The organism is Luteitalea sp., assembly GCA_009377605.1.
Classification (GTDB): domain Bacteria; phylum Acidobacteriota; class Vicinamibacteria; order Vicinamibacterales; family Vicinamibacteraceae; genus WHTT01.
In genome coordinates this window covers 1-8,654 of the sequence record WHTT01000153.1, presented here as the reverse complement: position 1 = coordinate 8,654, position 8,654 = coordinate 1, and the positions used below count along the sequence as shown (strand labels likewise).

The 8,654-nt window shown below is 65.0% G+C and carries 10 protein-coding genes and 1 pseudogene; 8 read left to right on the top strand and 3 right to left on the bottom strand.

What is annotated here, in order from left to right; translation table 11 throughout:
- The first annotated feature begins 348 nt into the window (after nucleotides 1-348).
- Nucleotides 349-489 (top strand): annotated as a pseudogene (locus tag GEV06_27475) (dodecin domain-containing protein).
- 61 nt (nucleotides 490-550) lie between these two features.
- Here GEV06_27475 and GEV06_27470 read toward each other — a convergent pair.
- Together GEV06_27470 and GEV06_27465 are read right to left on the bottom strand one after the other, a co-directional pair.
- Nucleotides 551-1,306: a phosphoribosyltransferase gene (locus tag GEV06_27470; protein MPZ21601.1), complete on the bottom strand. Its 756-nt coding sequence runs from the start codon at nucleotides 1,304-1,306 to the stop codon at nucleotides 551-553.
- 154 nt (nucleotides 1,307-1,460) lie between these two features.
- A complete protein-coding gene (locus GEV06_27465) occupies nucleotides 1,461-1,976 on the bottom strand; it encodes a hypothetical protein (GenBank protein ID MPZ21600.1) in 516 nt (171 codons plus the stop codon).
- 419 nt (nucleotides 1,977-2,395) lie between these two features.
- On the opposite strand from GEV06_27465, the gene GEV06_27460 reads away from it, so the two are divergent.
- From GEV06_27460 to GEV06_27435, 6 genes are all read left to right on the top strand, one after another.
- Nucleotides 2,396-2,944: a DUF892 family protein gene (locus tag GEV06_27460; GenBank protein MPZ21599.1), complete on the top strand. Its 549-nt coding sequence runs from the start codon at nucleotides 2,396-2,398 to the stop codon at nucleotides 2,942-2,944.
- Nucleotides 2,945-2,963: 19 nt separating this feature from the next.
- On the top strand, nucleotides 2,964-3,233 hold the full coding sequence (locus GEV06_27455; protein ID MPZ21598.1) for a hypothetical protein: 270 nt from the start codon (nucleotides 2,964-2,966) through the stop codon (nucleotides 3,231-3,233).
- Between the two features lie 71 nt (nucleotides 3,234-3,304).
- Nucleotides 3,305-3,733, top strand: a complete 429-nt coding sequence (locus tag GEV06_27450; protein ID MPZ21597.1) for a hypothetical protein — start codon at nucleotides 3,305-3,307, stop codon at nucleotides 3,731-3,733.
- 21 nt (nucleotides 3,734-3,754) lie between these two features.
- On the top strand, nucleotides 3,755-3,976 hold the full coding sequence (locus GEV06_27445; protein MPZ21596.1) for a DUF3185 domain-containing protein: 222 nt from the start codon (nucleotides 3,755-3,757) through the stop codon (nucleotides 3,974-3,976).
- A gap of 152 nt (nucleotides 3,977-4,128) precedes the next feature.
- Nucleotides 4,129-5,292: a BON domain-containing protein gene (locus tag GEV06_27440; protein ID MPZ21595.1), complete on the top strand. Its 1,164-nt coding sequence runs from the start codon at nucleotides 4,129-4,131 to the stop codon at nucleotides 5,290-5,292.
- A 182-nt stretch (nucleotides 5,293-5,474) separates the two neighbouring features.
- On the top strand, nucleotides 5,475-5,696 hold the full coding sequence (locus GEV06_27435; GenBank protein MPZ21594.1) for a hypothetical protein: 222 nt from the start codon (nucleotides 5,475-5,477) through the stop codon (nucleotides 5,694-5,696).
- 53 nt (nucleotides 5,697-5,749) lie between these two features.
- Here the strand turns inward: GEV06_27435 and GEV06_27430 are convergent, their stop codons facing one another.
- On the bottom strand, nucleotides 5,750-7,501 hold the full coding sequence (locus GEV06_27430; protein ID MPZ21593.1) for a response regulator: 1,752 nt from the start codon (nucleotides 7,499-7,501) through the stop codon (nucleotides 5,750-5,752).
- 477 nt (nucleotides 7,502-7,978) lie between these two features.
- Between GEV06_27430 and GEV06_27425 the strand changes: the two genes are divergently transcribed.
- Nucleotides 7,979-8,654: TerC/Alx family metal homeostasis membrane protein (locus GEV06_27425; GenBank protein ID MPZ21592.1), on the top strand; the 676-nt coding region annotated here is incomplete at its 3' end.

Genomic DNA, 8,654 nt, shown 5'->3' with positions numbered 1-8,654 from the left:
GCTCAATGACCGATCAGCGACGACGCGCTGGATCGCCCCTGCCACCAATGGGGTCACCGGGACGACGCGTAGCTGTTCCCAGTCGGCCGCAGGCTGGGCCACCGTGTCGGTGACGAAGATCTCAGCCACCGGCGCCGCTGCCTTGCGCCCTCCAGCCATAACGCATGGGTTGCCGCAATCACGATGCCGGGAAACGCTCGATGTACACGTTCTGGTCACGGCTGACCTAACCGTGCCGCTGAGGTATCGGAAAAGGCACTGAAAAACGCGGACAGCCCCGTTGTCCGGTGCCTTTTCCGGAACGACCTTTGCGAAGGTGAAGATCCAGATGTTCGTCTGGAGGTTCGCATGTCCGTCGCAAAGATCACGGAAATCAGCGCCGAGTCACCACAAGGCTTTGAAGCAGCAATCAAGGAAGGGCTCGCGCGCGCGAGCAAGACCTTGAAACAGATCGAGGGCGCCTGGGTCAAGGAGCAGCTCGTGAGAGTGCCAGTCGACCATCGTCGAGACGACGATCGCCAACGACAGAGCTCGATAACAGGTGGGTCGCTCAGCGCGCCCTGGCTGCCGTCTCGGCGCTCTCGCGCAGCAGCTCCCGGATTTCGGAATCGCCGATCTGTGCGAAGTCCCGATACGATTGCCCAACCGCTGCGAAGGTCTCCGGCGTGTGGGCGCAGACGACCTCGTCTGCAAGGTCCCCGAGCTCCCGGCAGGTATCGCGTGCTCCAACGGGAACCGCGACGACCGTGCGCGATGGCGCATGCGCCTGCGCTGCCTGCACGGCCGCTTTCATGGTCGAGCCAGTCGCCAGCCCATCGTCGACGAGCAGCACGACCCGTCCGCGTAGGTCCGCGGGTGGCCGTTCACCACGGTAAGCGCGCTGACGCCCTTCGAGCTCGCGTTGTTCTTCCCGAGCCACACGCTCGATGACCGTGGCTGGGATCTTGTACCACGCCACGACATCCTCATTGAGCACACGAACACCGCCAGACGCGATTGCTCCCATGGCCAATTCGCCATGGCCCGGCAGGCCCAGCTTTCTGACGAAGAACACATCGAGCGGCGCACCCAGCTCACGAGCAACCTCGAACCCGACCGGAACGCCGCCCCTCAACAGCGCCAGCACAACGACATCCGTTCGGTTCTTGTAGTGCCCGAGCCGCTTGGCCAGCAGCGCGCCTGCTTCGCGGCGATTGGCGAAGGGCTCTCGACCTGGCGCGTAGGGATCCACCACATCCACCCTTTTGCCTTCTTTCTGACACACACGCTCGAAGCTAATGGGCGATCGGTCTCTTGCGTGCAGCATCCGGAAGCGTGGACGACTATCCCGCACCGCGGTGTGCACCTGCACGGGAATGTTCACCAGGCCAAACGAGATGGCCCCCCGTCCAGATGGCTCGAGCCATGAAATCCTCCCGCAGGCTTCATGGGAGTGCCCTCCCTTCGAGGATGATCCCTGTTCAACGACGGCGTCTGCGCCGCGGTGGTGTCTCGCCCGCCGGCCCTGTTCTCGGCTCCCGTCCGAAGGCGCCAGACACCTTCCGCGAAGCCGGCATGGAGCGGTCCGGATAGCGGGCCCCAGCTTCCTTCTGTGCAATCGACCGGCTGCCCGCCTTGTGCGACGTGTGGCGGTCGCGCAGGTCTTCGAGTGGCTGCTCGCCGCGTCCTCCAGCCGCGTCCTCCGGCGGCGGAGAGCTCGCATCGACAGCGGAGCGGCGCGGTTCGCGCCGGCGCGCTTCGACTTCGGCCGGTTGACGGTTACTGATGCCGGTCTGCGTGGCGCGAGCGCCAGACTGCGCGGCTGTATGGGACCGGCCTTGCGGCCCGGTGCGCTGCCGCTCGCCGGCGGGCCCTCGCTCCTCGTGGCGAAGGCGCGTGATCTCCTGCTTCTCGACGCGATGCACCACGTCCTCGCCTTGCCGCTCGCGGCCGGCCACCTTATAGCGATCCGGGTTCACGTTGATGCGCTTGCTCATAAGCTCTGCCACCAATGGCCAACGTCAGACGGACCCCGTGTTTTCGTTACGCACGTGGCGCCACGAGGCAGCTCCTCGAACGCCTCGACGCAAAGGCGGTACCAGTCACGGTCGTTCGCGTGGAGTGGCCGGAAGGCGAGTCCCCAAATCGCACGGCTATCTGCTGGAGCGTATGTGTCTTGGTAGAAAACAGTCCGCCTTGCGCCAATGATGTCTTTTGACACACTTTGGCGCTCGCCCCCCTCACTCGCTCTCGGTTCCCAGGCTGGCCCCGCGCTTGGATCGGCACGCCCGTTGCTTCAATCAACGATGGGAGCATTTCTATCCACGGACGGCCCAGCCGATCGATTGCGCCGCAGAGGCGGCTACGTGCTGGTCTCGAGGTGCTTCGCTCACGGGTCGCACAAAGGAGGGACCTCATGGCGGCTCTGAATATGTTGCATCCGCTCCTCGTCACCGAGCTGAAGGACCTCTTGGACGCCGAGCACCAGCCCACCCGCGCCCTGCCGCGGTTGATAAAGTCAGCCGAGTCGGCTGATCTGCGCGATGCGCTCGAGATGCACCTCGACGAGACCCAAGGGCACGTCGAGCGCTTGGCCGGAGCGTTCGAAGCGCTCGGGGAACCCGCGTCGGCGAAGACGTGCGCTGGAATGCGCGGCATCATCAAGGAGGCCGATGAAGACCTCGAGCAGGATGCGGACGGCGCGGTGCGCGACGCTGCCATCATCGGGGCGGCGCAAAAGGCGGAGCACTACGAGATCGCGGCGTACGGCACGGCCCGCACCCATGCGAATCGATTGGGCCGGTCCGAAGTCGCGCAGATACTGGAGCAGACCCTGAAAGAGGAAAAGCGCGCCGACAAGAAGCTGACCGAGATTGCGGAGGCGCAGGTCAATCCGCAGGCGCTCGAAGGTGAGGCGGGGGCGGCCGCGCGAGGTGGCGCGGCCGCACGGGCCCGCGGGCGCTGACGCCGCGGGCGTGGAGATCATGAGCAGCAGGCAATCGGGGGAGGAGCACCACCGCGGTGAGCAGAAGATTGGCGGCGCGTCGCGCGCGCCTGAGCGGGCACCGCTCGCTGGCGAGGAGGACGGGCTGACCAGCGAGCTGGGGTCCGAGGGGGGCAGCCAGGGTGAGCTCACTCAGGCATCCCGGGCGAGCAGAGAAGAGCGAGTGTCACTGCTACCTCGGCTCATCGGCGTCGCGGTTCTGTTGCTGCTTGGCGCCGTGCTGCTCTGGCTCGTCGTCACCATGCGCTGACTCCCGTGCTCCCCCGGGGGCGCATGATTCGTGATCAACGAGGGACCATCGAGCCCACTGTGAGTAATGTCATGACTGAATCGAGCCTTGCGACCACAAACCTGTTGCTGGGGATCATGGCGGCAGTGAGCGTGATCGAGATCATCGTGCTCGTGGCGGCGGCCATCTTTGGCTACCGCGCGTATTCACGCGTGATGCAGACACTCGACTCGCTCGAAGCACGGCACGTCGCGCCGCTCACCGCCCGCACGACCGCCATCCTGGACGATCTGAAGAGCCTCACGGGCCGCGCGGAGAGCGGCGCTGGCTCGTTGGATCTCCAAGTCAGAGAGAGCGCCCGGCGAGCGGGCGAAGTGGCGCGGCACGTACGGTGGCGTTCAACGCGCGCCTGGCAGCAAGTCGAGAGCGTCGGCGTCGGGATTCGGGAGGGCATTGCCGCCATCTTCGAGACAGGCGGTGATCGCGACATGAACGAGCTGCCGCGGCGTTCCGCGCTGTGAGCGACGTTGGAGGGAGGCACAATGAAAGCTGCAACTCTGGTGGGCATCGTGCTCGTGATCATCGGGATCGTAGCCTTGGCGTATGGCGGCATCACGTACACACGGGACGAGACCGTGCTGGACGTCGGGCCAGTCCAAGCGCAGCGCGAGACCAGGGAACGAATTCCGTTACCGCCGCTACTCGGGGGATTGGCGCTGGTTGGCGGCGTCGTGCTGATCATCGTTGGAGCGCGACGATCCTGAATCGAATCGGCAACATCCGACGACGGGCGGCCGGTATGCGCGTATCAGGTCTCGGCGACAATGCGGCCGAAGCTGAGTGTTACTTCCAAAACCTTCAGCCGCGGCCAGCCCGGCGACTCCCGATACCCGGCCGATGGGTGAGGAGGAAGGCAATGCGAGCGACCGAGAGAGGAGCCAGTGGAATTCCTATGGTGGCGGCCGGCGTTGGCCTTGGGGCGGCCCTCATGTACGCCCTGGATCCCGTGGCCGGTCGTCGTCGCCGCGCCCTCGCGCGCGACAAGGCGGTGCACGCCGGCCACAAGCTGCGCGACAGCACTGACGCGACGGCCCACGATGTCGGTAACCGCATGGCGGGTTGGGCGGCCCGGCTCCGATCAACCGTGGCGACCGACATGCCGGAAGACGACGTGCTGACCGCGCGCGTCAGGTCGGTGCTTGGCCGTGTGGCGTCACATCCGCGGAGCCTGGAGGTCACGGTTGGCGAGGGGCTCGTGACGCTGGCCGGTCCGGTTCTCGCGGACGACGTCGACCACGTTCTCGCTGCGGTGCGACGTGTGCGCGGTGTCCGCGACGTCGAGAGCCTCCTGGACGTGCGCGAGGAGCGTGCCGACGAGTCTGGTCTCCAAGGCGGCGCGCTGCGTCCCGGCCGATATCCAGAGATCTGGCAGGCGCAGTGGTCGCCAGCCATGCGGCTGGCGGCGGCATCGACCGGCGTCGCGTTGGGTGCATACGGTCGGCGCCGCGGCGGCCTCGTTGGCGCTACGAGCTCGCTCGTAGGCGGCGGGCTCGCCCTGCGCGCCATCACGAACCTCGAGCTGCGCCGCCTGCTGGGTGTCCGCGCCGGACGGCGCGCCGTGGACGTTCAAAAGACCATCTATCTCGACGCGCCTATTGACCGCGTATTCGCCTTCTGGGAAGAGGTCGACAACTTCCCGCACTTCATGACCGGTGTACGAGCCGTGCGCAAGCTCGGGAACCGGCGGTCCCACTGGGTGGTGGCCGGTCCGGCCGGTGCCGAGATCCAGTGGGATGCAGAAACCACGCGTTACGAGCCGCCCCACTTGCTGGCGTGGCGGAGTGTGGAAGGCGCACCCATCGCGCATGCGGGCTATGTTCGGTTCGAGCCTGAAGAGACGGCACGCACTCGCGTCACCGTCTCTCTTCATTACAATCCCCCGGGTGGCGCACTCGGACATGCCGTGGCGACCGCCTTCGGCGTCGATCCGAAACACCAGCTCGATCAAGACTTACTGCGAATGAAGACGCTCATCGAGGTCGGGCGTCCGCCGCGTGATGCTGCGGCGCCGGCCTCGTGAAGGGGACGCTGGCCAGCCCGTCCTGGACGACTAGCGTGTAGGGTACATTCCGGCGCGGAGAAAGGCGAAGCCGAGGACGCCGATGGCCATGCTGGCGCGGTGTCTTCGCTGTCGTCCTCCTCGTCCTCCTCTCCTTGGTCGGCCCCCTCCTCGTCCTCGTCTTCATCATCGATCTCGTCAAAATGATCAGAGTAGGCTTCCGACTGATCTGCTCGACTAATCTGGCGCCAAGCAAGGCGATCGCGAAAGGCAAGCTGCGGGAGGATCTGTGCTTTCGCATCAACACCATGGCGCCCGGAATTCATTTGAGTTGCCATGAATTCCGGGCAGCTGTCGGCGTTCAGCCGACAGGTCTCAGGGGCGGTCCTCCCCTGAAACGCCAAGGGCTGATCGCTGACGGCTGATAGCGACAGCCGGCGCGACTGACAACCCGAGCGAGCGCCGGCGATCAACCGCCCTACCTCTGGGTGGTTCCGCAGTGCTCGTCCAGGACTCGTCCGACAAGTGTCGTGACGGTCGTGGGATCGAAAGGTTTGGCCAGCGCGTCATCAAAGCCCTGGCTGCGCAGCTCGTCGCGATGTCGTGTGGACGGGGCTGCCGTGAGGGCCACTGCGGCGATCGTTCGGTTGGCTTCGGGTCCTTCTGCCCGCAGGGATGGTATGAAGCTCGATCCCTCCTCATCCAGGAGGGCAGCGTCGGCCAGGAGCATGTCATGCGCACCACGTCGCAGTGCCTCACGGGCCTCTGTAACGGAGGTCACGCCGGTGACCGTTGCGCCGGCGTGCTCGAGGACTAGGCGAAGGAATTCCGCAGCATCGGTGTCCTCTTTGATTATCAGAATCCGTGCTCCAATGACGCGTGCAGGTGCCGGTAGAGGTTCGTGCAGGCTCGGCGTCGGCAGGTGCGCATGGAGCGGGAGATCCACCGTGAAGACCGCGCCAGGGCCATCCGATCGGTTTGCAGCCGTGATCGTGCCGCCGTGCGCCTCTGTCAGGTGATGGGCAATGGCAAGGCCGATTCCCAGACCGCGGTCCCTGCGAGCAGTGGAGCGGCGGGCTTGGTGGGATCTTTTGAACACGTCCGGCAGAAGGTCGGGCGCAATGCCGGGACCAGTATCGGTCACTGTGATCCGTGCGCGGTCGTCGACGCAGGTGAGGATGATGCACACTTGACCGGCGGCCGGTGTGAACTTGACCGCGTTCGACAAGAGATTCCAGACGATCTGTTGCAGTCGTGGCGGATCGCCCAGCACCTGTCCCGCGGCCCGGTCGAGATTCACGATGAGGCGTACCTCGTTGCGTTCGGCGGTGGGGCGGAGTGCGTCCACCGCTTCTGAGACGACGGCCACGAGGTCGGTTGGGTGCGCTTCGATCTCGAGCGTACCCGTGACGGCGCGCGAGGTCTCGAGCAAGTCCTGCACCATCTGCCTCTGGATCCGAGCGTTTCGCTCGATGACTTCCAGCGCGCGCACGACGCCGGCGCCCGAAACCCGTCCCTCGCGTACCAAGCCGGCCCATCCGAGAATCGCATTGACAGGGGTTCGCAGCTCGTGCGAGAGCACGGCCAGGAACTCATCTTTCAGTCGGCTGGCCGTCTCCGCTGCTTCACGCGCCGAGCGCTCGCGCCGCACCGCCTCGGTGGACCACTCCTGAACGATTGCCGCTGCCGCCACTCGGCTGATGTGAAGCAGGATGCTCTCGTCGCTGCTGCTGAAATCGCCCTGTTGCTTATCGGACACCTCGAGCCAGCCGATGCTTTGGCCCTCGCGATCGGTCAATCGTGTCGCGAGGAGGTTACGCGGGTGCCGTGAAGGAGTGCCGCCTGGTGCTGCCCGCGCAAGGTGTTGTGCGATTTCTTGCCGGTTCAAGCGGACGACGTCTTGCTCGGCGACGAAGAGCCGAGCGATGTCCGGGATGTCAGGCACCTGTTCTGTCGCCGGATCAGCCGCGCGCGGTATTGAGAGGGACGACGCAGTGAAGGCATCAGACGTACCGGGATCGGCAGCAACGTGGATGCGCGCGCGGCGGGCGTGCAATAGATCGCGCGCCGCATTCACCGCGACATGGAGCACGTCTGGCACCGCAAGCGAAGCGTCCAGGATGGCGGCGCTGGCGCGCGCAAGATGTTTGATTCCACCAACACCCCGAACGGACACACCCGCCATGCAAATGCTCCCCTGGAACTCTTGCGAACGCGAAACCTGCCGCATTGCGTCAAGTTTCGGGGCGCGCAAGTCAGCGTCGCGGGGAGCGGCCGGAAGCCGCGGCCCGCTAGAACAGCCATGGCCGGGCACTGCTAACGGACCCAGGCGGTGCAGAGCTTACCACACCAGGTTCGATTACATCGACAGAATCGTCCAATGTCACCCAACGACGACAATGCCATCGTCATAGCGCCGAGTCAAAGAAGGCGTTCAACACTTCTTGCGGTCTTGCACCGAACGGTCAAAACCCTCTATTGTTTATCTTGAAGGGGAGTAGCCACGCGGGGTCGCCCCCGCGCGGCCGAATCGTCAGGACTGCGCGATACGCGCACGGTTCGGTCAGGTTCCCGAGGGAATAGGCGAGAGCTTCGCACGAGCGGCGACGAGCCCATGGTGCGAGGGTCTCGCCTTTTTCTTTGGCAGTGTCTCGTGCCACTGCCCATGCGTGCCTCTGGGAAGCACGCAGCGAACGGGAGCAAGACCATGGACGTAATCTGGCTCTGGGTCGGATTCAACGCCTTCGTCCTGGCGATGCTGGCGGTCGACCTTTTCGTGTTCCACAAGGACGCGCACGAGGTCGCGCCGGCGGAGGCGGCAGGGTGGAGCCTGGTATGGGTGGCCCTCGCGCTGATGTTCGGCGCCGCTATCTACATACTCATGGGGCCGGCCGCTGGGTTGGAGTACTTTGCCGGGTATCTGATCGAGAAGGCGCTTTCTGTCGACAATATCTTCGTCTTCGTCCTGATCTTCAGCTTCTTCCGCGTTCCGCTTCGCTATCAGCATCGCGTGCTCTTCTGGGGGATTCTGGGGGCACTGGCCATGCGCGGCGGGATGATCGCCGCAGGCGCCTATCTGATCCAGCACTTCCATTGGGTCATGTACGTCTTCGGGGCGTTCCTGGTCTTCACCGGCGTCCGCATGGCGACGCAGAGGGAACAGGACATCGAGGCAGAATCCAACCCCGTGATCCGCATCGTGCGCCGGCTCTTACCCGTGACCACCATCTATTACGGGCAGAAATTCTTCGTGCGAGAGGAGGTGAACGGCAAACTGCGGATTGTGGCGACGCCGCTCTTCATTGTGCTGGTGCTCGTCGAGACGACGGATCTGATCTTTGCCGTGGACTCGATTCCGGCCATCTTCGCGGTGACGCAGGACC

Excerpts from the sequence above, each read along its gene's own strand:
- GEV06_27470 (MPZ21601.1), bottom strand. The coding sequence starts at position 1,306 with ATGCTGCACGCAAGAGACCGATCGCCCATTAGCTTCGAGCGTGTGTGT.
- GEV06_27465 (MPZ21600.1), bottom strand. The coding sequence starts at position 1,976 with ATGAGCAAGCGCATCAACGTGAACCCGGATCGCTATAAGGTGGCCGGC.
- GEV06_27460 (MPZ21599.1), top strand. The coding sequence starts at position 2,396 with ATGGCGGCTCTGAATATGTTGCATCCGCTCCTCGTCACCGAGCTGAAG.
- GEV06_27455 (MPZ21598.1), top strand. The coding sequence starts at position 2,964 with ATGAGCAGCAGGCAATCGGGGGAGGAGCACCACCGCGGTGAGCAGAAG.
- GEV06_27450 (MPZ21597.1), top strand. The coding sequence starts at position 3,305 with ATGACTGAATCGAGCCTTGCGACCACAAACCTGTTGCTGGGGATCATG.
- GEV06_27445 (MPZ21596.1), top strand. The coding sequence starts at position 3,755 with ATGAAAGCTGCAACTCTGGTGGGCATCGTGCTCGTGATCATCGGGATC.
- GEV06_27440 (MPZ21595.1), top strand. The coding sequence starts at position 4,129 with ATGCGAGCGACCGAGAGAGGAGCCAGTGGAATTCCTATGGTGGCGGCC.
- GEV06_27435 (MPZ21594.1), top strand. The coding sequence starts at position 5,475 with ATGATCAGAGTAGGCTTCCGACTGATCTGCTCGACTAATCTGGCGCCA.
- GEV06_27430 (MPZ21593.1), bottom strand. The coding sequence starts at position 7,501 with ATGCGGCAGGTTTCGCGTTCGCAAGAGTTCCAGGGGAGCATTTGCATG.